The organism is Microbacterium sp. SS28, assembly GCF_022761035.1.
Lineage (GTDB): Bacteria > Actinomycetota > Actinomycetes > Actinomycetales > Microbacteriaceae > Microbacterium.
This window is the reverse complement of sequence record NZ_JAKWJP010000002.1, coordinates 542482-564702: the sequence shown is the minus strand read 5'-3', so window position 1 is coordinate 564702 and position 22221 is coordinate 542482. Positions and strand designations below refer to the sequence as shown.

Annotated in this window: 21 protein-coding genes; 18 read left to right on the top strand and 3 right to left on the bottom strand. The window is 70.8% G+C overall.

What is annotated here, in order from left to right; translation table 11 throughout:
* The first annotated feature begins 240 nt into the window (after positions 1–240).
* From pyk to treZ, 4 genes are all read left to right on the top strand, one after another.
* The gene (gene pyk, locus MJ607_RS07995; protein WP_243075032.1) at positions 241–1671 is read left to right on the top strand and encodes a pyruvate kinase; all 1431 of its coding nucleotides are present in this window, start codon (positions 241–243) and stop codon (positions 1669–1671) included.
* A 130-nt stretch (positions 1672–1801) separates the two neighbouring features.
* Positions 1802–4012 (top strand): glycogen debranching protein GlgX, encoded by a 2211-nt coding sequence (gene glgX / locus MJ607_RS07990; RefSeq protein ID WP_243075031.1) that lies wholly within the window; start codon positions 1802–1804, stop codon positions 4010–4012.
* Between the two features lie 5 nt (positions 4013–4017).
* The gene (gene treY / locus MJ607_RS07985) at positions 4018–6396 is read left to right on the top strand and encodes a malto-oligosyltrehalose synthase (protein ID WP_243075030.1); all 2379 of its coding nucleotides are present in this window, start codon (positions 4018–4020) and stop codon (positions 6394–6396) included.
* Positions 6393–8132: a malto-oligosyltrehalose trehalohydrolase gene (gene treZ, locus MJ607_RS07980; RefSeq protein WP_243075029.1), complete on the top strand. Its 1740-nt coding sequence runs from the start codon at positions 6393–6395 to the stop codon at positions 8130–8132. The genes treY and treZ overlap by 4 nt, the downstream gene beginning before the upstream one ends.
* Here the strand turns inward: treZ and map are convergent.
* Positions 8129–8911, bottom strand: a complete 783-nt coding sequence (gene map / locus MJ607_RS07975; protein ID WP_243075282.1) for a type I methionyl aminopeptidase — start codon at positions 8909–8911, stop codon at positions 8129–8131. The genes treZ and map overlap by 4 nt on opposite strands.
* Before the next feature lie 113 nt (positions 8912–9024).
* On the opposite strand from map, the gene MJ607_RS07970 reads away from it, so the two are divergent.
* The 4 genes from MJ607_RS07970 to MJ607_RS07955 all read left to right on the top strand — a co-directional run bounded on the left by MJ607_RS07970 (position 9025) and on the right by MJ607_RS07955 (position 11725).
* Positions 9025–9540: an MFS transporter permease gene (locus MJ607_RS07970; RefSeq protein WP_243075028.1), complete on the top strand. Its 516-nt coding sequence runs from the start codon at positions 9025–9027 to the stop codon at positions 9538–9540.
* A 169-nt stretch (positions 9541–9709) separates the two neighbouring features.
* Positions 9710–10054: a 50S ribosomal protein L19 gene (rplS, locus tag MJ607_RS07965; protein ID WP_243075027.1), complete on the top strand. Its 345-nt coding sequence runs from the start codon at positions 9710–9712 to the stop codon at positions 10052–10054.
* A 199-nt stretch (positions 10055–10253) separates the two neighbouring features.
* Positions 10254–11069, top strand: coding sequence for a signal peptidase I (gene lepB, locus MJ607_RS07960; protein WP_243075026.1), 816 nt, complete (start codon positions 10254–10256; stop codon positions 11067–11069).
* Positions 11066–11725 carry a ribonuclease HII gene (locus tag MJ607_RS07955; protein ID WP_243075025.1) on the top strand — a complete coding sequence of 220 codons (660 nt, stop codon included), beginning with the start codon at positions 11066–11068 and terminating at the stop codon, positions 11723–11725. Before lepB ends, MJ607_RS07955 begins: the two co-directional genes overlap by 4 nt.
* Before the next feature lie 38 nt (positions 11726–11763).
* Here MJ607_RS07955 and MJ607_RS07950 read toward each other — a convergent pair whose 3' ends face one another.
* Positions 11764–12087 carry a DUF2469 family protein gene (locus tag MJ607_RS07950; protein ID WP_179432955.1) on the bottom strand — a complete coding sequence of 108 codons (324 nt, stop codon included), beginning with the start codon at positions 12085–12087 and terminating at the stop codon, positions 11764–11766.
* 142 nt (positions 12088–12229) lie between these two features.
* On the opposite strand from MJ607_RS07950, the gene MJ607_RS07945 reads away from it, so the two are divergent.
* The 4 genes from MJ607_RS07945 to MJ607_RS07930 all read left to right on the top strand — a co-directional run bounded on the left by MJ607_RS07945 (position 12230) and on the right by MJ607_RS07930 (position 16304).
* Positions 12230–12592 carry a YraN family protein gene (locus MJ607_RS07945; protein WP_243075024.1) on the top strand — a complete coding sequence of 121 codons (363 nt, stop codon included), beginning with the start codon at positions 12230–12232 and terminating at the stop codon, positions 12590–12592.
* Positions 12589–14118 (top strand): YifB family Mg chelatase-like AAA ATPase, encoded by a 1530-nt coding sequence (locus MJ607_RS07940; protein ID WP_243075023.1) that lies wholly within the window; start codon positions 12589–12591, stop codon positions 14116–14118. Before MJ607_RS07945 ends, MJ607_RS07940 begins: the two co-directional genes overlap by 4 nt.
* On the top strand, positions 14115–15320 hold the full coding sequence (gene dprA, locus MJ607_RS07935) for a DNA-processing protein DprA (RefSeq protein ID WP_243075022.1): 1206 nt from the start codon (positions 14115–14117) through the stop codon (positions 15318–15320). The genes MJ607_RS07940 and dprA overlap by 4 nt, the downstream gene beginning before the upstream one ends.
* Before the next feature lie 78 nt (positions 15321–15398).
* Positions 15399–16304, top strand: a complete 906-nt coding sequence (locus tag MJ607_RS07930; RefSeq protein WP_243075021.1) for a tyrosine recombinase XerC — start codon at positions 15399–15401, stop codon at positions 16302–16304.
* Positions 16305–16351: 47 nt separating this feature from the next.
* Here MJ607_RS07930 and MJ607_RS07925 read toward each other — a convergent pair whose 3' ends face one another.
* Positions 16352–16882 carry a peptidoglycan DD-metalloendopeptidase family protein gene (locus MJ607_RS07925; protein ID WP_243075020.1) on the bottom strand — a complete coding sequence of 177 codons (531 nt, stop codon included), beginning with the start codon at positions 16880–16882 and terminating at the stop codon, positions 16352–16354.
* A gap of 327 nt (positions 16883–17209) precedes the next feature.
* Between MJ607_RS07925 and rpsB the strand changes: the two genes are divergently transcribed.
* From rpsB to MJ607_RS07895, 6 genes are all read left to right on the top strand, one after another.
* Positions 17210–18136, top strand: coding sequence for a 30S ribosomal protein S2 (gene rpsB, locus MJ607_RS07920; protein WP_243075019.1), 927 nt, complete (start codon positions 17210–17212; stop codon positions 18134–18136).
* A 127-nt stretch (positions 18137–18263) separates the two neighbouring features.
* Positions 18264–19091 (top strand): translation elongation factor Ts, encoded by an 828-nt coding sequence (gene tsf, locus MJ607_RS07915; protein ID WP_243075018.1) that lies wholly within the window; start codon positions 18264–18266, stop codon positions 19089–19091.
* A gap of 121 nt (positions 19092–19212) precedes the next feature.
* On the top strand, positions 19213–19932 hold the full coding sequence (gene pyrH / locus MJ607_RS07910) for a UMP kinase (RefSeq protein WP_243075017.1): 720 nt from the start codon (positions 19213–19215) through the stop codon (positions 19930–19932).
* 53 nt (positions 19933–19985) lie between these two features.
* Positions 19986–20540 (top strand): ribosome recycling factor, encoded by a 555-nt coding sequence (gene frr, locus MJ607_RS07905; RefSeq protein ID WP_243075016.1) that lies wholly within the window; start codon positions 19986–19988, stop codon positions 20538–20540.
* An 8-nt stretch (positions 20541–20548) separates the two neighbouring features.
* Positions 20549–21598, top strand: coding sequence for a phosphatidate cytidylyltransferase (locus MJ607_RS07900; protein ID WP_243075015.1), 1050 nt, complete (start codon positions 20549–20551; stop codon positions 21596–21598).
* 6 nt (positions 21599–21604) lie between these two features.
* Positions 21605–22177, top strand: coding sequence for a DivIVA domain-containing protein (locus tag MJ607_RS07895; RefSeq protein ID WP_243075014.1), 573 nt, complete (start codon positions 21605–21607; stop codon positions 22175–22177).
* Positions 22178–22221: the final 44 nt, after the last annotated feature.

Here is a 22221-nt window from a genome sequence, read left to right as displayed (position 1 = left end):
CCTCGGGGTGATGCCTCGGTCATGACGTCTCCGATCTGCGAAGCGGGCTCTGGATGCCCAACACGCTAGAAGCGGGGTGTTTCGTCGCCCGGCGGACTTCCATTACTCCGAGCGAACGTTTCGCTCACGGAGGCCTCCGCTGCGCTGTGAGATCGAGCGACACCGAAGCGTTACCGGGGGGAAACCGCCCCGACGCGCGGGCGGGCGAGACTGGCGGTCCTCGAAGAAGGGAGCGCCATCGTGCGCCGCGCAAAGATCGTCGCCACTCTGGGCCCCGCCACCGCCGCTTACGAGACCATCGAAGCGCTCGTGCGGGCCGGGCTCGACGTCGCCCGGATCAACCGCAGCCACGGCGAGTACGCCGAGCACGAGCTCGCGTACGCCAACGTGCGCCGCGCGAGCGACGCGACGGGCCGCGCCGTCGGAGTGCTCGTGGACCTGCAGGGGCCCAAGATCCGGCTCGCGCGCTTCGCCGACGGCCCGCACGTGCTCGCGCCGGGGGACATCTTCACGATCACGACGGAGGATGTCCCGGGGACGAAGGAACTCGTCGGCACGACGTTCCCCCAGCTCGCGCAGGACGTCGTCGAAGGCGACACGATCCTGGTCGACGACGGGAAGGTGCGCCTGCGCGTCCTCGAGACGGACGGCGTGCGCGTGCGCACGGAGGTCGTCGTCGGCGGCGCCGTCTCGAACAACAAGGGACTGAACCTGCCGGGCGTCGCCGTGAGCGCGCCCGCGCTCAGCGAGAAGGACGAGGCCGACCTGCGCTGGGCGCTCCGCCTCGGAGCGGACCTCATCGCGCTGTCGTTCGTGCGCGACCCGAAGGACGTCCAGCGCGCCCGCGTCATCATGGCGGAAGAGGGGCGCCGCATCCCGATCATCGCGAAGATCGAGAAGCCCGAGGCCGTCGACCGGCTCCAGGACATCATCGACGCGTTCGACGGCGTCATGGTCGCGCGCGGCGATCTCGGCGTCGAGCTTCCGCTCGAGGCGGTGCCGATCGTGCAGAAGCGCGCCGTCGAACTGTGCCGCCGGTGGGCCAAGCCCGTCATCGTCGCGACGCAGATGCTCGAGTCGATGATCGAGAGCCCCGTCCCGACGCGCGCCGAGACATCCGACGTCGCCAACGCCGTGCTCGACGGGGCGGACGCCGTCATGCTGTCGGGCGAGACGAGCGTCGGGAAGTATCCCGTCGTGGTGGTCGAGACGATGGCCCGCATCGTCGAGTCGACCGAGGACCACGGCCTCGAGCGCATCCCGCCGCTCGGCACGAAGCCCCGCACGCAGGGCGGTGCGCTGACCCTCGCGGCCGCGAGCGTCGCGGACTTCGTCGACGCGAAGTACGTGTGCGTGTTCAGCCAGTCGGGGGATTCGGCACGACGGATGTCGCGACTGCGCCATCGCGTGCCCATCATCGCCTTCACAGACCTGGCGGAGACGCGCTCGCGCAGCGCGCTGCTCTGGGGCGTCGAGACGTTCCTCGTCGAGCGCGGGGCGACGACCGACGAGCTCATGACGATCCTCGACGACACGCTGCTGGAGGCGGAGCTGGCGCGGAAGGGCGACACCGTCCTCGTGACCGCGGGAGCCCCTCCGGGAATCGCGGGCTCGACCAACAACGTCCGGGTCCACGTCGTGGGCTCCGGAGGCACCGAAGTCCTCGACTGACGACGAGGACCGCACCGCGGCATCCGTCGCGGCTCGCGCGCATGACGCCTCGCGGGCGCCCACGCAAGTCCCCGAGGCCGGCAATCCGGCTCGACTAGGGTGAGTACCCCACCCCGAGGGAGGAACACCCATGCAGGCATGGCCAGGGTCGGCGTACCCGTTGGGTGCGACGTACGACGGGAACGGCACGAACTTCGCGCTGTTCAGCGAGGGCGCGGAGCGCGTCGAGCTCTGCCTGTTCGGCGATCGCGGCAAAGAGACGCGCGTGCCGCTGGTCGACGTCGACGCCTTCGTGTGGCACACCTATCTGCCCAACGTCGGGCCGGGTCAGCGCTACGGCTATCGCGTCCACGGGCCGCACGATCCCTCCCACGGACTGCGGTTCAACCCCAACAAGCTTCTGCTCGACCCGTACGCGAAGGCCGTCGAGGGCCAGGTCAAGTGGAACCAGTCCGTCTACGGCTACAACTTCGGCCAGCCCGGATCCCGCAACGACGACGACTCCGCGTCCTCGATGATGAAGGGCGTCGTCGTCAACCCCTTCTTCGACTGGGCGGGCGACCGCCAGCCCAAGACGCCGTACTCCGAGACGCTCATCTACGAAGCCCACGTCAAGGGCCTCACGAAGCTGCACCCCGCGATCCCCGAGGAGATCCGCGGCACGTACAGCGCGATCGCGCACCCTGCGATCATCGAGCACCTCAAGAAGCTCGGCGTCACGGCGATCGAGCTCATGCCCGTGCACCAGTTCGTCAACGATGCGACGCTTCAGGAGAAAGGCCTCTCCAACTACTGGGGCTACAACACCGTCTCGTTCCTGGCGCCGCAGAACACGTACTCGGCGACGGGTGACCGCGGCCAGCAGGTGCAGGAGTTCAAGGGCATGGTCCGCGCCCTGCACACGGCGGGCATCGAGGTCATCCTCGACGTCGTCTACAACCACACCGCCGAGGGCAACCACCTCGGGCCGACGCTCTCGATGCGCGGCATCGACAATGCCGCGTACTACCGCCTCGAGCGCAAGGACAAGCGCTACTACACGGACTACACCGGCACGGGCAACAGCCTCAACGTCGGCAACCCGCACGCACTGCAGCTCATCATGGACTCGCTGCGCTACTGGGTGCTCGAGATGCACGTCGACGGCTTCCGCTTCGACCTCGCCTCGGCGCTCGCCCGCGAGTTCTACGACGTCGACCGCCTCGCCGCCTTCTTCGAGCTCGTGCAGCAGGATCCGGTGGTCTCGCAGGTCAAGCTCATCGCCGAGCCGTGGGACGTCGGTCCCGGCGGCTACCAGGTGGGCAACTTCCCGCCGCAGTGGACCGAATGGAACGGCAAGTACCGCGACACGGTCCGCGACTTCTGGCGCGGCGAGCCGCAGGCGCTCGGCGAGTTCGCCTCCCGGCTCACGGGCTCGGCGGATCTGTACGAGCACTCGGGACGCCGGCCCGTCGCATCCGTCAACTTCGTCACGGCGCACGACGGCTTCACGCTGCGCGACCTCGTGTCGTACAACGAGAAGCACAACGAGGCCAACGGTGAAGACAACAACGACGGCGAATCGCACAATCGCTCGTGGAATGGCGGGGTCGAGGGGCCGACGGACGACGTCGACGTCCTGACCCTCCGCGCGCGTCAGCAGCGCAACTTCATCGCGACGATGATGCTGTCGCAGGGCGTGCCGATGCTCTCGCACGGCGACGAGCTCGGCCGCACGCAGGTCGGCAACAACAACGGCTACGCCCAGGACAGCGAGATCACGTGGGTCGACTGGGAGGCGGCCGACGTGCCGCTCATCGAGTTCACGGCGGCGCTCGCCCGGCTCCGCCGTGAGCACCCGACCTTCCGCCGTCAGAGGTTCTTCAACGGCCGTCCCGTCCGCCGGGAGGCGGGCTCGCCCGTGCCCGACATCGTGTGGGGCCGGCCGGACGGCAGCCAGATGCAGCCGGACGACTGGGACTCCGGCTTCGGCCGCGCGATCAGCGTCTTCCTCAACGGCGACGGCATCCGCGAGCGTGATCGGCGGGGGCATCCCATCGACGATCTGCACTTCATCATCCTGTTCAACGCGGGCGACGAGCCGATCGACATCCTCATCCCGGAGGTCGACTTCAGCCCGACGTGGGAGCCGATCGTCGACACGGCGGGCAAGCAGGCCGACGGCGACCCGATCGAGCCGGGCATGACGGTCACGGTGGATGCCAAGGCCCTCGTGGTGCTGCGCGAGTACGTCGCACCCGAGGTCGAGGCCGATCATTCCGTCGCCGCCTCGATCGCCGCGATCACGCCGGCGAGCGACGAACTGCCCGGCGCGGCACCCAAGAGCGAGGTCCCGAGGTAGCGCGCATGCGTCCGTCCTCGACGTACCGTCTGCAGATCCGCAGGACATTCGACCTGGATGCTGCGGCCGCCGCCACGGCATATCTCGGCGATCTCGGCGCAGGGTGGGCCTACCTGTCGCCGATCCTGCGAGCGACAGAAGGCTCCGACCACGGCTACGACGTCGTCGATCCCTCGCAGGTCGACCCCGCCAGGGGCGGGCCGGAGGCGCTCGCGCGCTTCGCCGCGGCGGCGCGCGGCGCGGGTCTCGGCATCCTGATCGACATCGTCCCCAACCACATGGGCGTCGCAGACCCGGCGCAGAACCCGTGGTGGTGGGACGTGCTGCTGGACGGGCGCGCATCGCGCTTCGCCGAGGCCTTCGACATCGACTGGGAGTTCGGCGACGGTCGCGTGCGCCTGCCCATGCTCGGCGCCGAGCTCGACGTCGTCCTCGATGCCGGCGAGCTCTCGGCCGACCCGCGCCCCGCTCCGCACGCGCCGCACGGCGTGCTGCGGTACTACGACCACGTGCTGCCGCTGGCCGAGGGGACCGCGCCGGATTCCGAGACGACGGATGCCGCGACCCTGCGCCGCGTCCTCGCCGGTCAGCATTGGGAGCTGCTGTTCTGGCGGCACCAGGCGTCGGAGCTCAACTATCGGCGCTTCTTCTCGATGACGACCCTCGCGGGTGTGCGCGTCGAGGTGCCGTGGGTGTTCGACGAGACGCACGCCGAGATCCTGCGCTGGGTGCGCGAGGGGCTCGCCGACGGCCTCCGCATCGACCACCCCGACGGTCTGCTCGACCCCGGTGCGTACCTCGCGCGTCTCGCCGATGCGACCGACGGCGCGTATGTCGTCGTGGAGAAGATCCTCGAGCACGCCGCGACGGTGCATCCCGAGACGCTCCCGGCGTGGTGGGAGACCGAGGGGACGACGGGTTACGACGCGATGGCCGAGATCGGCCGCGTCCTCGTCGATCCCGCGGGGGAGCGCGCGCTCGATGCCCTCGACGAGCGCCTGCGGGCCGAGACGGGGCTGACCCCGGCCATCCCGTACGCAGACCTCGTCCACGACACGAAGCGCGACATCGCCGACACGATCCAGCGCTCCGAGGTGCGCCGGCTTATCCGCCTGCTGCCCGAGCCCGTGGAGCAGGCCGAGGATGCGATCGCCGAGCTGCTCGCGTGCTTCCCCGTGTACCGCTCGTACCTGCCCGCGGGCCGAGAGCATCTCGACAGCGCCGCCGAGGAGGCGTCCGCGCGGCGCCCCGAGCTCGCCGCGTCGATCGGGCGCCTCGTGCCGCTGCTCGCCGACCCGGACCTCGAGCTGTCCCGGCGGTTCCAGCAGACGACGGGGCCGGTCACGGCGAAGGGCGTCGAGGACACGGCGTTCTACCGGTACTCGCGCCTCGGTGCGCTCACCGAGGTCGGCGGGGATCCGAGCGTCTTCTCGCTGTCGGTGGACGGGTTCCACGGCGCCTTCGCCCGCCGGCAGGCGGAGTGGCCGGACTCCCTCACGGCGCTGTCGACCCACGACACGAAGCGCGGCGAAGACGTGCGGGCGCGGCTCGCGGTGCTCGCCGAGGTGCCCGAGCGCTGGGCGATCGCCCTCGACGGCTTCCGTGAGATCGCCTCGACGGGGCACGGACCCTTCGACAGCCTGCTGTGGCAGGCGATCGTCGGCGCATGGCCCGCGACGCCCGAGCGCCTGCACGCCTACGCCGAGAAGGCCGCCCGCGAGGCGGGGGAGTCGACGGGCTGGTGGGACCCCGACCCCGCCTTCGAAGCCCGTATGCACGACGTCGTGGATGCCGCGTTCGGCCGGGCCGTCGCGCGCGTGAACGATCTCGTCCGCGAGCTCCGGCCGCACGGCTGGTCGAACGCGCTCGCCGCGAAGCTCCTCCAGCTGGCGGGTCCCGGCGTCCCGGACGTCTACCAGGGGTCCGAGCTGTGGGAGACCTCGCTCGTCGACCCCGACAATCGGCGCCGCGTCGACTTCGCCGCGCGGCAGGCGCTGCTCGCCGAGCTGGACGCCGGATTCAGGCGCGGCGAGCTGCCGCCGATCGACGCGTCGGGAGTCGCGAAGCTCCTCGTGACCTCGCGCACGCTGCGCCTGCGTCGCGACCGCCCCGAGCTGTTCACGCGGTACACGCCGATGACCGTCGTGGGTGAAGCATCCGATCATTGCATCGCGTTCGACCGCGGGGGAGCGCTCGCGGTCGCGACGCGCCTTCCCGTCGGGCTCGCCGAGCGCGGCGGCTGGGGTGACACGACGCTGCTGCGGCACGGCGGCGCAGCGGTCGACATCCTGACCGGTCGCCGCTACGAGGGGCCGCGCGTGCGCGTCGGCGACCTCCTGTCGACGTACCCCGTGGCGCTGCTCGCGACGGAGGACGACGCGTGATCGACGTGTGGGCCCCGCGGGCCGACCGCGTGCGACTTCGACGACCGTCGGAAGCCGTGGATGTCGAGCTCTCCGCCGCAGAAGGCGGCTGGTGGCGCGCCCCCGTCGAATTGCGGGACGGTGAGGAGTACGGATTCGTCCTGGGCGACGGCGACGCTCTGCGTCCGGACCCGCGCTCGCGCCGGCAGCCCCGCGGCGTGCACGAGGCATCGGCGCACGTCGACCTCCGCGCCTTCGCCTGGACGGATCACGGCTGGAAGGGGCGCCAGCTCGCGGGCGGCCTCGTCTACGAGCTGCACATCGGCACGTTCACGCCCGAGGGGACCCTCGACGCCGCGATCGGCCGGCTCGGGCATCTCGTCGACCTCGGTGTGACGCATGTCGAGCTGCTCCCCGTCAACGGCTTCAACGGGCTGTGGAACTGGGGCTACGACGGAGTCGCGTGGTACGCCGTCCACGAGGCGTACGGCGGCCCGGCCGCGTATCAGCGCTTCGTCGACGCCGCGCACGCCGCGGGCCTCGCCGTCGTCCAGGACGTCGTCTACAACCATCTCGGACCGAGCGGCAACTATCTGCCCGAGTTCGGCCCGTACCTGCGCGACACGAGCCGCAGCACGTGGGGCTGGAGCCTCGATCTCGATCAGCCCGCGGTGCGGGAGTTCATCGTCGAGAACGCGCTCATGTGGCTCCGCGACTATCACGTCGACGGGCTGCGGCTCGACGCCGTCCACGCTCTCCACGACGACAGGCCCGTGCACATCCTGCGGGAGCTCGCCGAGGCGTCCGATGCCCTCTCGGCGCACGTGGGCCGGCCGATCACGCTCATCGCGGAGTCCGACCTCAACGATCCGACGCTCATCCTGCCGCGCGAGGCCGGCGGGTACGGGTTGACGGCGCAGTGGAGCGACGACTGGCACCATGCCGTGCATGTCGCCCTCACGGGCGAGATCGTCGGCTACTACACCGACTTCGCGGCCCTCGACGCGCTGCCGAAGGTGTGGACGAGGGGCTTCTTCCACGACGGCACGCACTCGTCGTTCCGCGGGCGCGATCACGGGTTCCCGATCCCCGCGGACATGCCCGCCTGGCGGCTCGTGACCTTCGCGCAGGATCACGACCAGATCGGCAACCGAGCCGCCGGCGACCGGCTCTCGGCGACCCTGCCGTTCGGGCGGCTCGCAGTGGCCGCCGTGCTCACGATGACGGCTCCCGGCACCCCCATGCTCTTCATGGGCGAAGAATGGGGCGCCTCGACGCCGTGGCAGTTCTTCACGTCGCACCCCGAGCCCGAGCTCGGCGAGGCGACCGCCGACGGGCGCGCCCTGGAGTTCGCGCGCATGGGGTGGGACCGCTCGGTCGTTCCCGACCCGCAGGATCCCGCGACCTTCGAGCGCTCGAAGCTGCGGTGGGACGAGGCGTCCGAGGGCGACCACGCGCGGCTGCTCGCGCTCTACCGTTCGCTCGCGCGCCTGCGCCGCGAGCGCCCCGAGCTCACCGACCCGTCCCTCGCAAAGCTCGGTGCGCACGCCCAGGAGGTGCCCGGCGGACGCGTCTACCGTCTGACCCGCGGCGCGCTCGCGGTGCTCGTCAATCTCGGCACAGCACCCGCGCGGTTCCCTGATGAGGGCGATCTGCTGCTGGCGACGGATGCCGCGACGGCCGTGATCGAGGGTGAGCTCGTGCTGCCGCCCGACGCCGCAGTCGTCGTGGCGGCGCGGGCGAGCGTGGCGGGCTAGTCGACGCCGAGGAAGGAGCGGTCGGTCAGCACGATGGGACCGGCATCCGTGATCGCGACGGTGTGCTCGGAGTGCGAGCCGCGCGAGCCGTCGACGCTGCGCAGCGTCCAGCCGTCGGGGTCGGTCACGAGCTCGTCGGTCGTCGCGAGGAACCACGGCTCGAGGGCGACGACGAGTCCCGCGCGCAGGGGGTAGCCGCGACCCGCCTTGCCGTCGTTGGGCACGTGCGGGTCGCCGTGCATGACCCGGCCGACGCCGTGCCCGCCGAAGTCCGTGTTGATCTCGTAGCCGGCGCCGTGCGCGACCTGGGCGATCGAGTGCGAGATGTCGCCGATGCGGTTGCCGACGACGGCCGCGGCGATCGCGGCGTCCAGTGCGCGCTCGGTCGTGTCGATGAGCGCGAGGTCCTCGTCGCGGGGCGTCCCCACGACGAACGAGAGAGCCGAGTCGGCGACCCAGCCGTCGACCGACGCGGCGAAGTCGAGCGACACGAGGTCGCCGTCGCGGAGGGCGTAGTCGAACGGGAGGCCGTGCAGGACGGCGTCGTTGATCGAGGTGCACAGCACCTTGCCGAACGGGCTCGCCCCGAACGACGGGTGGTAGTCGATGTAGCACGACACGGCGCCGGCGCGACGGATCAGCTCGTGCGCGCGACGGTCGAGGCTCAGGAGGTTCGTCCCGACCTTCGTCTCGTCGCGAAGCGTCGCGAGCACCTCCGCCACGAATCGCCCCGCGGGTCGCATGGCCTCGATCTCGGCGGGCGTGCGCAGCTCGATCATCGTGCTCCTCTCGTCGATCCATTCTGTCGGATCAACCATCGTGAGCCTGGGAGGATGCCGCCGGGACGCGCGCAGCCGGCCGAGGCGGTGCGCCGAGGCGTACCATCGGAGCCATGTCGGTGCGTCGCGTCTTCTACGGCTGGCTGATCCCTGCAGCCTTCCTCCTGCCCGCGTGGCTGCTGGTCGGCTGGGCGGTCTTCCGCGCGGGCGGCTGGGCGTTCCTGTGGGTGCTGTTCCTCGCGATCCCGGTGGTCTTCATCGGCCAGCTCGTGCTCACGATGCTCGTGAGGGCCCGCGGCACCGTCCGGGCCGAGCGCGCCGTCTCCTGGTGGGATGTGCTCGGCTTCTCGGTGTGGCACCTGCTGATCATCTCGCTCGGGTTCTTCGACCAGGCCTGGTGGGCGTCCGCCATGATCGTCACGATCTTCGTCGGCGTCGGCCTGCTGTGGCTCACGCTGTGGCAGCTGTGGCGAGAGGCGAAGCCCGGACGCATGGTCATGTACACGGCCGAGGGCGTCGCCTACCTTCCGCCGCAGCCCGCCGAGGAGGCGCAGAGCGCACGCGCAGAAGCCGTTTCGGACCCCGATGTCTTCGTCATCACGGAGAAGCGCGAGCCCGACGCCCGCTGAGCCGTTTTGGCCGGCTGTGCCATCCATGGCAGAATGGTTCTTTGTGCCCTGACCCGGCTCTGCCTCAGGGGAGTCCGTCGAGCGGAAGCGATTCCCTCGGCCTGGGGCGCACGACATCCTTTTCCCTCTTTTCGCGGTCGACCTGTGGCGGCCGCAGGAAGTGACGATCATGCAGATCCTCGACGCAGTCGACGCGGCTTCGCTCCGCTCCGACATCCCCGTCTTCTCTCCCGGCGACACCGTGAAGGTGCACGTCAACATCACGGAGGGCAACCGCTCCCGTATCCAGGTCTTCCAGGGCGTCGTCATCGGCCGCTCGGGCGACGGCGTGCGCGAGACGTTCTGCGTCCGCAAGATCAGCTTCCAGGTCGGCGTCGAGCGCACGTTCCCCGTGCACAGCCCCGTGATCGACCACATCGAGGTCGTCACCCGCGGTGACGTCCGTCGCGCGAAGCTCTACTACCTGCGCAACCTCCGTGGCAAGAAGGCCAAGATCAAGGAGAAGCGCGACTGACTCAGTCGTCCGCACGATGCCCCGGGGCTTTGGCCCTGGGGCATCGTCGTCCCCGCGTCCGTCGCCGCCTTCCGCGGATGCCGGGCGAGACGCGGCGACACCGCCGTCCGGCCCAGCGAACGCACAGCCGAGCGGCCCCGAGTATGCGACCCTTGACGTGCGGCCCGTCGAACTTCCGGCGAGCCCGGTGAGGACCACCATGACGACCGAGCAGACGGCAGCCGCCGAGCCGGTGCCGACGCCTCGATCGTCGTCGGCAGAGCCCCCGCGGCGACGCGGCTGGCTGCTCTTCCTCCGCGATGTGCTCGTCATCGTGCTCATCGCGGTGCTCGTGTCGTTCCTCGTCAAGACCTTCCTCGTGCGGTCCTTCTACATCCCCTCGGGGTCGATGGAAGACACCCTGCACGTTCAGGACCGCATCCTCGTCGACGAGATCACGCCGCGCTTCTCCGGCTACGACCGCGGCCAGATCGTCGTCTTCCGCGACCCCGGCGGGTGGCTTCCCCCCTCGGTCCAGGAGTCGCGACCTGCCGTCGTCGAAGCCGTCGACTGGCTTCTCGCGCTGGTCGGACTCTCCGCGCCCGACAGCGACGACCACCTCGTCAAGCGCATCATCGGGCTCGCCGGCGACCATGTCGTGTGCTGCAACGCGATCGGGCAGATCACCGTCAACGACGTGCCGATCGACGAGCTGGACTACCTCAAGCTGCCCGGCGGCGAGACGGCGGCATCCGGAGACCCGTTCGACGTCGTCGTCCCCGAGGGCGATCTGTGGGTCCTCGGCGACAACCGCTACCGGTCGAAGGACTCCCGCTACAACCAGGACCAGCCCGGGCGCGGCTTCGTGCCCGTCGAGAACGTCGTGGGTCGCGCCTTCCTCATCACGTGGCCGCTCGACCGCTTCGGCATGCTCGACTTCCACCCCGAGGTCTTCGCGGGCATCCCGGATCCCGGCGACAGCGCCTCGGACGACGGCTCCGGGAGCGCAACCCCCGCGGGGGATGCCGGTCCGTGACCGTCGTCGAGCCGCGGCTCACGCTCGAACGCCGCCTCCTCAAGGAACGGCCGCTCATCATCGCGTGCGATGAGGTGGGGCGCGGTGCGCTGGCGGGTCCCGTCGCGGTGGGGGCCGCCGTCATGACGCCCGCGGGCGCCCGGAAGCGGATCCCGCAGGGCCTGCGCGACTCGAAGCTCGTGCCCGAGCCCCGGCGCGCCGACGTCGCGCGTCGCGCCGCGGCATGGGTCGAGGCGAGCGCGGTCGGGTGGGCGAGCAGCGTCGAGATCGACGAGATAGGCATCATGCGGGCGCTCGGCCTCGCGACCATCCGCGCGCTCGCGGACCTCCGTGCGCAGGGCGTCGTGCCCGAAGAGGCCGTCGTGCTACTTGATGGCAACTACGACTACATCACCCCCGCCGGGGCGAAGGGGCTCGTCGTCCGGCCCGTCATCAAGGCCGACCGCGACTGCGCGAGCGCGGCCGCGGCTTCCGTCATCGCGAAGGTCGCCCGCGACACCCTCATGACCGATCTCCACGACGAACTGCCCGCCTACCGCTGGGCGAGCAACAAGGGCTACGCGAGCCCCGAGCATCGCGAGGCGATCCGCGAGCTGGGCATCAGCCGCCATCACCGCGCGTCGTGGTCGATCGCGGAGGCGCCGACACTCTTCTGACCTCGCAGGTCCGCCGGCTGCGCCCGCGGAGCCGGTGCTCAGGAGTCGAGCGAGAGCTCCTCCGGCAGGTGGAAGTCGCGGCGCGAGAGCTCTTCGACGTTGACGTCCTTGAACGTCAGCACCCGTACGGATTTCACGAAGCGGTCGGCGCGGTAGATGTCCCAGACCCAGACGTCGGTCATGGAGATCTCGAAGTAGAAGTCGTGCTCCGTGTCGCGACGGACCACGTTCACTTCGTTCGCGAGGTAGAAGCGGCGCTCGGTCTCGATCACATACTGGAACTGCGAGACGACATCGCGATATTCGCGGTAGAGCGCCAGCTCGAGTTCGCGGTCGTAGTCTTCGAAGACTTCGTCATCCATGGTGGTTCCATCCTAGACAGGACGCGTCGGGCCGCGGTCCACGGGCGGCGCCCGGTCCTCCCCAGCCCGCGCCGCGGAACGGGTCGTCCCCGGATGACCGAGCGGCCCGCCGCCGGCGCCACCGGCGCGCGACGATTCCGGCATGGCAGAGAAGGACGTCCTGGGGCGCGCGGGCGAGGAACGAGCGGCCCGCTATCTCGAATCACTCGGCTACGCCGTGCTCGATCGCAATTGGCGGTGCCGCGGAGGCGAGCTCGATCTCGTCGTCGCGACTCCGCGCGAGCTCGTCGTCGTCGAGGTCAAGACCCGGCGGTCGGAGCGGTTCGGGCACCCGTTCGAAGCCGTCGGCGACCTCAAGAAGACACGACTGTGGCGGCTGTCGATGGCGTGGATCGCGGCGCATCCCGCGCAGGCGCAGGGCCGGACGCTCCGCATTGACGCGGTCGGCATCGTCGGACCCGACCCCGCCACGGGCGCGCTCGAGCATCTCGCGGGGATCGTGTGAGCCCCGCGCGCACGTGGTCGGTCGCGCTCTCGGGTCTTGACGGCGCGCTCGTCGAGGTCGAGGCCGACCTGTCGAACCAGACGCCCGACTTCAAGATCATCGGCCTGCCCGACAAGGCCCTCGGCGAAGCGAGCCGCCGCGTGCACAACGCGTGCGCGAACAGCGGGCTGCAGCTCCCTCGGCGCCGGCTCACGGTCAACCTGTCGCCCGCGAGCCTTCCCAAGCAGGGCGCGGGCTTCGATGTCGCGATCGCGATCGCGTCACTGGCGACCGAGACGCCGATGGATGCCGCATCCGTCGCCGCGACCGTGCATCTGGGCGAGCTCGGCCTGGACGGCCGGCTCCGGCCCGTGCCTGGCGTGCTGCCCGCCGTCCTCGCCGCGGCGCGTGCCGGCATCCGGCGCGTCGTCGTGCCGTGGGCCAACCGCGAAGAGGCACAGCTGGTCGCGGGCGTCGACGTGCTCGGCGCCGTGAGCCTCGCAGAGGTGGCACGGTGGCACGGAGTCGAAGTGGAGGTGCCCGAGCTGGCACCCGCGGAAGGCGCGGTCGCCGAGCATCGAGAGGACTCCGCGCCGGATCTCAGCGAGGTCATCGGGCAGCGCGAGGCCGTCGAGGCGCTCATCGTCGCGGCCGCGGGAGGCCACCACCTCCTCATGTGCGGTCCGCCGGGCGCCGGCAAGACGATGCTCGCCCGCCGGCTGCCCGGCATCCTTCCCGACCTCGACGACCGGGCGGCGCTCGCGACGGCGTCGATCCGCTCGCTCGCGGGCGAGAAGGTCGTCGCGCTGTCGCGCACACCTCCCTTCGAGGCGCCGCACCACTCAGCGAGCGTCGCGGCGCTCGTGGGAGGAGGCAGCCGCCAGATCCGCCCCGGTGCGATCGCACGGGCGAGCGACGGAGTGCTCTTCCTCGACGAGGCGGGGGAGTTCCCCGCGTCGGTGCTCGACGCGCTGCGTCAGCCGCTCGAGAGCGGCGCGATCACGATCCACCGCGCCGGTTCCTCCGCCGCGTTCCCCGCCCGCTTCCAGCTCGTCCTCGCGACGAACCCCTGCCCCTGCGGCAACTACGGCGTCGTGGGCGGGTCCTGCGATTGCCCGGCCATGGCGATCCGGCGGTACTTCAGGCGGCTGTCGGGACCCCTGCTCGACCGCGTCGACATCGAGCTGAACCTCGCGCGGGTCTCGGTCGCCCACGGTCGTGCGGCGGAGCCGGGACGCACGACCTCGGCGGCAGCCCGCGAGCGCGTGCGGGAGGCGCGCGGGCGCGCCGCCCACCGCCTCGCCGCGACGCCGTGGGCGCTCAACGCCCACGTCGACGGCTCGTGGCTGCGCGATGGACCCTTCGCTCCTGCGCCCGAGGTGCGCCGCCCCCTCGACGCGGCCCTGCATCGCGGCGCCCTCACACTCCGCGGCTACGACCGGGTGCTGCGTGTCGCGTGGAGCGTCGCCGACCTGTCCGGCCACGACCGGCTCGCGCTCGACGATGTCGGCCGGGCCCTCTACCTCAAGAAAGGCATCGCCCTGTGACCGCATTCCTCCCCACCGCCGACGAAACGCGTCTGCTCGCGAGGGTCTCCGCCACCGCGGACGTCACTGACCGCCTCGACGACCGCTTCGCCCGCGTCGTATGGAGCCACCTGACCGAACCCGGCGATGCCGTGGCCGGGCGACTCATCGCCGAACTCGGTGCGAGCGAGGCCCTGCGGGCCGCCGTCGCCGGCGGTCCGCAGGACCTCCCCGGAGTCGACCGGCAGCAGATGATCGACGCGCGCAAGAGATGGATGCCGCGACTCTCGCGCGAGTCCGTGCGCGACTCGCTCGAGATCGCGGCGCGGATCGGGCTGCGGCTGCTCTCGCCCGAGGACGAGGTCTGGCCCGCACGACTGGGAGATCTCGACGTACACGCGCCGCACGTCCTATGGGTGCGCGGTGATGCGTCGCTCGCCGCGCGGGCGCAGCCGTCCGTCGCGCTCATCGGCGCTCGGGCGGCCACGTCGTATGGCGAGCACGTCGCGATCGACCTCTCCGCGGAGCTGTGCGCCTCGGGCATCGCGATCGTCTCAGGAGCCGCGTACGGGATCGACGGTGCGGCGCATCGGACGGCCCTCGCGGCGGGCGGGAAGACCCTCGCACTGCTCGCGGGCGGAGTGGACCGTCCCTACCCGGCGGGCCACACGGACCTGATCGGCAGGATCGGCGACGCTGGAGCCGTCATCGGCGAAGCGCCGCCCGGCTCGGCGCCCACGAAATGGCGCTTCCTCCAGCGGAACAGACTCATCGCTGCCCTCGCGGACGCAACGGTCGTCGTGGAGGCGGGCTGGCGGAGCGGATCCCTCAACACGGCGGGGCACGCCCTCACCCTCGGGCGACCGGTCGGCGCCGTGCCGGGACCCATCACGAGCGCAGCGTCGGCGGGCGCGCTGCGGCTGCTGCGGGAGTCCGCCGCGACGTGCATCACGTGCGCGGCGGATGTGCGCGAGCTCCTCGGAGACGCGCCGCCCCTCGCACTCTTCGACCTCGACGACTCGGCCCTGCGACCTCGGACCGACGACTCCACGCGCGTCCGCGATGCCTTGAGCACACGGGCCTGGCGTCTTCCAGACGAGGTCGCACGGCGCAGCGGCATGTCGCCCGGGGAGGTCGAGGCCGTCCTCGGGCTCCTCATGCTCGGCGGCGAAGTCGAGCAGAGCCCGCTGGGCTGGCGGCGGCGGTCCGCCGATCCGCGCTAGCAGCGGGGCAGGCGGCGGTGCTTCAGCAGTGCGGAGCGGCGCCGCTGCGCAGGAGCGCACGGGGGCATGCTGGACGGTATGCGCATCGATGACGCGGCTGACGCCTACGCGACGCATCTGCGAGACGTCCGCAGGCTCTCGCCCGCGACGGTGCGCGCCTATCGGTCAGATCTCGCGGACCTCTCCGCTACGGCGGGCGCCGCCGAGCTCGGCGACGTCGACCTCGAGCAGCTGCGCGAGTGGCTGTGGCGCGCGACCAAGCGCGGCGATGCGAAGTCGACGATCGCGCGCAGGACAGCGGCGGCGCGCGGATTCTTCGCGTGGGCGAGCGAGGCCGGCCTGATCGCCGCGGACCCGAGCCTTCGCCTCGTGGCGCCCAAGCGGGGGAGGAGCCTCCCGTTCGTCGCAACGGCGGACGCGCTCACGGAGCTGCTCGACCGGCTGGCGACCCGCGCCGGGGAGGGCGACCCCGCGGCGCTTCGGGACCACGCCGTGCTCGAACTGCTCTACGGCACGGGCGTGCGCGTATCGGAGCTGTGCGGGCTCGACCTCGACGATCTCGATGGCGAGCGCCGGACCGTGCGCGTCATGGGCAAGGGCGCGAAGGAGCGCGTCGTGCCCTTCGGCGGTGCCGCGGCGCGAGCCCTCGACGCCTACCTCGTGCGGGGTCGCCCCGTGCTTCTCGCGCGCCGCGATGATTCCCCCGGCGAGCAGGCCGTGCTGCTCGGGACGCGGGGGAGCAGACTCGGCGCGCGCGCGGCCTATGACATCGTGGCGCGGACGCTGGGTCCCGCCGCGCGGGCGACGGTCGGCCCGCACGCCCTCCGCCACTCGGCCGCGACGCATCTGCTCGACGGCGGCGCCGACCTGCGCACCGTCCAGGAGCTGCTCGGCCACGCGAGTCTCGGGACGACGCAGATCTACACGCACGTCTCGAGCGAGCGGCTCGCCGCGACCTATCGCCTCGCGCACCCGCGGGCGTAAGGCTCGCCCGCCTTTCGCCGCCCGCGCCGGACAGCGCCGGACGGGGGTCAGTCGCAGCAGGGCAGGAGAACGGCCCTCGGGATGCCGCCGATCAGGAGAAGCGGATTGATGTACTCGCGGTCGTGGCGCACGCCGAAGTGCAGCGCTCCCGGCATCGCGTGGCCGCCGACCGCGAGGGTGCCGACGACGTCGCCCCGCGCGACGACCGTGCCGGTCGCGACCAGGGCGGCGACGGGCTCGAGAGTCGTCACGAAGCCGCCCGCGTGCTCGATCGTCACGATGGGGCGTCCCGCGACGGCGCCGGCGAAGGCGACGACACCCGCGGCCGGAGCGCGCACGGCGTCGCTCTCACGCGGCTCCAGGTCGATGCCCCGGTGCCCCGCCCCGTATCGGTGCGGCGGCTGCGCGTAGTGCGCGACGATGCGGAACCCCGCCACGGGCCAGTCCCACTCTTCGTCGATCGCCGCGGAGGCCGGCGCAGACGAGCTCTCGCTCGCCGACACGGCGGAGGCGGGCACGAGGACGAGCACCGCGCACAGGACCGCCGCCGCCCGGCGCGCGCGTGCGGGAGGAAGCATCCCTCCACCCTGACGCCGGGCTCCGCGACGCGCGCACGGCGGCCTCGACCGGTGGGCGATCACGGGCCCCGGCCCGGCTGGGGAGGACAGGCGGCGGCTGATACACTGACTGTGCACCTCGCTTGTCGGGGTGACTCCGCGTGCCCAGAGCGCGGCGCCACCTGATCTGCTCCTGAGCCGGTCGAAGGGCGCGGCGCGGCATCCACTCCCATCGGTCTCGCAGCACGACGCTGCGAGCGGGTGTGAGCCGGGCACCAGGCTCGCCGGCCGCTTCGGCCCGGCGCGAACAACCGCAAGGCGCGTGAGCGCCAGAACAGGAGAACGGCCATGGCCGTCGTCACCATTCGCCAGCTGCTCGACAGCGGCGTCCACTTCGGACACCAGACCCGCCGGTGGAACCCGAAAGTCAAGCGCTTCATCCTCACGGAGCGCTCGGGCATCCACATCATCGACCTCCAGCAGTCGCTGACGTACATCGACAAGGCGTACGAGTTCGTCAAGGAGACCGTCGCGCACGGCGGCACGATCCTCTTCGTCGGCACCAAGAAGCAGGCCCAGGAAGTGCTCGCCGAGCAGGCGACGCGCGTCGGCCAGCCCTACGTCAACCAGCGCTGGCTCGGTGGCCTCCTCACCAACTTCTCCACGGTCTCCAAGCGCCTCGCGCGCATGAAGGAGCTCGAGGAGCTCGACTACGAGCACCCCGCGGACTCGGGCTTCACCAAGAAGGAGCTCCTGCTCAAGAAGCGCGAGCTCGACAAGCTCCACAAGTCGCTCGGCGGCATCCGCAACCTCCAGAAGACGCCGTCGGCGATCTGGATCGTCGACGCCAAGCGCGAGCACCTCGCCATCAGCGAGGCCCAGAAGCTCGGCATCCCCGTCATCGGCATCCTCGACACGAACGCCGACCCGGACGAGTTCCAGTACCCGATCCCCGGCAACGACGACGCGATCCGCTCCGTGAGCCTGCTCACGCGCATCATCGCCGACGCCGCCGCCGAGGGCCTCATCCAGCGTCACCAGCCGACCGACGAGTCGGCCGACGCCGAGCCCCTCGCCGACTGGGAGCGCGAGCTGCTCGAGCAGCCCGCCGCCGAGGTCGCCGAGGCTGAGGTCGTCGAGGCTGAGGCTGAGGTCGTCGAGGCCGCTGAGGCCGAGGCTGAGGTCGTCGAGGCCGCTGAGGTCGCCGAGGCCGAGGCTGAGGTCGCCGAGGCCGAGGTCGAGGCCGTCGAGGCCGCCGCCACCGTCGAGAAGTAACCCGCACTTCACCCGCACGCAGGTCTGACCTGCAGGATTCCGTCTCGGCGGGGTCGCCGCGCACCTTTGTGCGCGGCGGTCCCGCCGAGGCATCCCACGAGAACTCACAAGCAAGGAGCCGCCACCCATGGCAAACTTCACGATCGCCGACATCAAGGCGCTGCGCGAGCAGCTCGGCACCGGAATGGTCGACACCAAGAAGGCTCTCGAGGAGGCCGACGGCGACCTCGAGAAGGCCGTCGAGATCCTGCGCCTCAAGGGTGCGAAGGGCAACGCCAAGCGCGCCGACCGTTCGACGAGCGAGGGCCTCGTCGCGGCGAAGGAGCTCAATGGCAAGGTCACGATCCTCGAGCTGAACACCGAGACGGACTTCGTCGCGAAGAACGAGCGCTTCATCGCGCTCGCCGACCAGGTGCTCGAGGCTGCCGCAGCCGTCGCCGCCGACTCGGTCGAGGCGGCGCTCGCAGCCCCCGCCGGCGCCAAGACGGTGGCCGACCTCATCTCCGACGAGGCCGCCATCATCGGCGAGAAGGTCGAACTGCGTCGCGTGCGCACGCTCTCGGGTGACAAGTTCGAGATCTACCTGCACAAGACCAGCAAGGACCTGCCCCCGCAGGTCGGCGTCGTCCTGGCCTACACGGGCGAGGACGCCGAGACGGCCCGCAGCCTCGCGCAGCACATCTCGTTCGCGAACCCGACCTACCTCGCGCGCACCGATGTGCCCGAGGCCGAGGTCGACAAGGAGCGCGAGATCGTCACCGAGATCTCGCGCAACGAGGGCAAGCCCGAGGCCGCCCTCCCGAAGATCGTCGAGGGCCGCGTCAACGCGTTCTTCAAGCAGGTCTCGCTCCTCGACCAGGACTACGCGAAGGACAACAAGCTGTCCGTCGCGAAGGTCGCCCAGGACGCAGGGCTCACGCTCACCGACTTCGCCCGCTACAAGGTCGGCGCGTAAGTCGTCGGAAAGGCCCGCATCGTCTTCGATGCGGGCCTTTCTCATGGGCTCGATCCGTCGCCTGCGCGACAGTTCGGGTCCCGTGCATTGGATAGTCTGCAATCGCGACGAGAGGACCCCCGTGACAAACGAAGCAAACGGACGCCGACGCGTTCTCCTGAAGCTCTCCGGTGAGGCGTTCGGAGGAGGCCAGCTCGGCGTCAATCCCGACGTCGTGAGTCAGATGGCCCGCGAGATCGCCGAGGCGGTCGATCGCGTCGAGATCGCGATCGTCGTCGGCGGAGGCAACTTCTTCCGCGGCGCCGAACTGAGCCAGCGCGGCATGGACCGCGGGCGTGCCGACTACATGGGCATGCTCGGCACCGTCATGAACGCGCTCGCGCTCCAGGACTTCCTCGAGCAGGCGGGCGCCGCGACGCGCGTGCAGTCGGCCATCTCGATGACGCAGGTCGCCGAGCCCTACATCCCGCGTCGCGCCGAGCGGCACATGGAGAAGGGTCGCGTGGTCATCTTCGGCGCGGGAGCGGGGCTTCCCTACTTCTCGACCGACACCGTCGCCGCGCAGCGCGCCCTCGAGACGAAGTGCGACGAGATCCTCGTCGCGAAGAACGGCGTCGACGGCGTGTACACGGCGGATCCGCGACTGGATGCCTCGGCAACGCGTCTCGACGAGCTCACGTACTCGGACGCGCTCATCCGCGGACTCAAGGTCGTGGACTCGACGGCGTTCAGCCTCTGCATGGACAACGGAATCAACATGCGCGTCTTCGGCATGGAGCCCGCGGGCAATGTCACCAAAGCGCTCCTCGGCGAGCCGATCGGCACTCTCGTCACGGTCTGAACCGGCCCCCCGACTAGACTGATGAGGTTCGAAAGCCCACGAGGGGAGTCACAGTGATCGCCGACGTTCTGTCCGATGCCGCAGTGCGCATGGACCGCGCCGTGGAGGCTGCCAAGGAGGATTTCGCCACCGTGCGGACTGGCCGGGCGAACCCGCAGCTCTTCCAGAAGATCCTGGTCGACTACTACGGCACGCCCACGCCTCTCGCTCAGCTGGCGTCGCTCAACAACCCCGAGGCTCGCACGATCGTCGTCACGCCCTACGACAAGTCGGCGCTCAAGGCGATCGAGCAGGCGATCCGCGACACGCCCAACCTCGGCGCCAACCCGACGAACGACGGCAACCTCGTCCGCGTGACGCTGCCCGAGCTGACCGAGGAGCGTCGTCGCGAGTACGTCAAGCTCGTGCGCTCCAAGGGTGAGGACGCCAAGGTGCACGTCCGCGGCATCCGTCGCAAGTCCAAGGACGACCTCGACGCGCTCAAGAGCGAGTTCGGCGAGGACGAGCTGGCGCGGGCCGAGAAGGAGCTCGACGCGGTCACGCGCTCGCACGTCGACACGATCGACGAGGCGCTCAAGCGCAAAGAGGCCGAGCTTCTCGAGGTCTGACCCCTTACATGTCCGACGCATCAGATGACGTGTCGGAACCGTCGACGACGGAGTCCGACGCCCCGCAGAGCAGGCGCGACGCGTCGCGCTCCCGGCGCGACGCCGACACGCCCGAGCCGGGCGCGGTCTCGCCTTCGCACGTGCGATCCGCGCGGAGCGAGATCGAGAACCAGATCGCGCATGCGCGCGCGGAGTTCGATCAGGCGAACGAGCGGATCAAGCAGCGCACGGGCCGCGACCTCCTCGTCGCGATCCTCATCGGTCTGACCCTCGGCGCGGCGCTCATCGGGTCGCTCGTCTTCATCAAGTGGATCTTCGTCGTCTTCGCCCTCGCGGCGTGCGTCCTGGGCCTGTTCGAGTTCAGCCGCGCCCTCACCGTCTCGGGGCGCAAGGTCGACCTCGTGCCGCAGATCGGCGCGGGCGCACTCCTGGTGCTCGCCGGGTTCTTCCTCGACCCGTGGCTGCACTGGGTCGCGACGCTCGCCGCTGTCGCCATCGTCGTCGTCTGGCGGCTCATCGCGCAGATGGCCGCTCGCGACGGCCGCACCTATGGGGCGGTGCTCGACGATGTGCTCGTCGCGGGCTTCGCGCAGCTGTACGTGCCGTTCCTCACGAGCCTGTGCCTCGTCATCCTCCGTCAGGAGGGCGGCGAATGGTGGGTGCTGGCGTTCATCGTGACGGCGGTCGCGGCCGACACAGGGGCCTACGCCGCGGGCCTCGCCTTCGGCAAGCACCCCATGGCGCCCCGCATCAGCCCCAAGAAGACGTGGGAGGGCTTCGCCGGCGCCGGCACCGCCGCGCTGCTCGCGGGCCTGCTGCTCGGCCTCTTCATGATCGGCCTGCCCTGGTGGGCGGGTCTCGTGTTCGGTGCCGTCATCCTCATCACGGCGACTCTCGGCGACCTCGGCGAGTCGATGATCAAGCGCGATCTCGGCATCAAGGACATGAGCTCGTGGCTTCCCGGACACGGCGGTGTGCTCGACCGCCTCGATTCCATCCTGCTCTCCGTCATCGCGACGCTCGCCTTCTCGTACCTCTTCGCACCACTGATTGCCTGATCCACGATGACCTCCGACACCCCCGCCCCTGTGTCCCCGTTCCCCACCGCCCCCCGGCGGACGAAGGGCTATGAGAAGCGCGCTGTCGACGTCTTCCTCGCCCGGGCGAAGGCCGCGTTCGATCAGCCCGCCGACGAGGCCGACCGCCTGACCGCCGAGGATGTCCGCCGCGTCGCGTTCCCCCTCGTGCGGCGCGGCTACGCGATCGCCTCCGTCGACTCGGCGCTCGGGCGCATCGAGGACGCCTTCGCGGCCCGCGAGCGGCAGTCGGTCGTCTCCCGCGCCGGTGCGCGCGAATGGGTGGGTCGGTCCAAGGAGACGGCGCAGGTCGTCCTCGACAGGCTCTCGCGACCGCGAACCCAGCGCTTCGATCGGGTCGGCATCCTTCGGTACGGCTATCGCGTCGACGAGGTCGATCTCGTCTCGGAGAAGATCGCCGGCTACCTCGAATCCGGCGAGCCCGTCACGGTCGAGCAGGTGCGTTCGGTCGCGTTCCGCATGCAGCGCGGCGGATATCGCGAGACGCAGGTGGATGCCGTCCTGGACGCCGTCATCGACGTCATGCTCGCGGTCTCCTGATCGTCGCCCGCCCGGTCGCCGCCTCGACGGCTCCGGCACCCGAC

Excerpts from the sequence above, each read along its gene's own strand:
- glgX (WP_243075031.1), top strand. The coding sequence starts at position 1,802 with ATGCAGGCATGGCCAGGGTCGGCGTACCCGTTGGGTGCGACGTACGAC.
- treY (WP_243075030.1), top strand. The coding sequence starts at position 4,018 with ATGCGTCCGTCCTCGACGTACCGTCTGCAGATCCGCAGGACATTCGAC.
- map (WP_243075282.1), bottom strand. The coding sequence starts at position 8,911 with ATGATCGAGCTGCGCACGCCCGCCGAGATCGAGGCCATGCGACCCGCG.
- MJ607_RS07970 (WP_243075028.1), top strand. The coding sequence starts at position 9,025 with ATGTCGGTGCGTCGCGTCTTCTACGGCTGGCTGATCCCTGCAGCCTTC.
- rplS (WP_243075027.1), top strand. The coding sequence starts at position 9,710 with ATGCAGATCCTCGACGCAGTCGACGCGGCTTCGCTCCGCTCCGACATC.
- lepB (WP_243075026.1), top strand. The coding sequence starts at position 10,254 with ATGACGACCGAGCAGACGGCAGCCGCCGAGCCGGTGCCGACGCCTCGA.
- MJ607_RS07950 (WP_179432955.1), bottom strand. The coding sequence starts at position 12,087 with ATGGATGACGAAGTCTTCGAAGACTACGACCGCGAACTCGAGCTGGCG.
- MJ607_RS07945 (WP_243075024.1), top strand. The coding sequence starts at position 12,230 with ATGGCAGAGAAGGACGTCCTGGGGCGCGCGGGCGAGGAACGAGCGGCC.
- MJ607_RS07930 (WP_243075021.1), top strand. The coding sequence starts at position 15,399 with ATGCGCATCGATGACGCGGCTGACGCCTACGCGACGCATCTGCGAGAC.
- MJ607_RS07925 (WP_243075020.1), bottom strand. The coding sequence starts at position 16,882 with ATGCTTCCTCCCGCACGCGCGCGCCGGGCGGCGGCGGTCCTGTGCGCG.
- rpsB (WP_243075019.1), top strand. The coding sequence starts at position 17,210 with ATGGCCGTCGTCACCATTCGCCAGCTGCTCGACAGCGGCGTCCACTTC.
- tsf (WP_243075018.1), top strand. The coding sequence starts at position 18,264 with ATGGCAAACTTCACGATCGCCGACATCAAGGCGCTGCGCGAGCAGCTC.
- MJ607_RS07900 (WP_243075015.1), top strand. The coding sequence starts at position 20,549 with ATGTCCGACGCATCAGATGACGTGTCGGAACCGTCGACGACGGAGTCC.
- MJ607_RS07895 (WP_243075014.1), top strand. The coding sequence starts at position 21,605 with ATGACCTCCGACACCCCCGCCCCTGTGTCCCCGTTCCCCACCGCCCCC.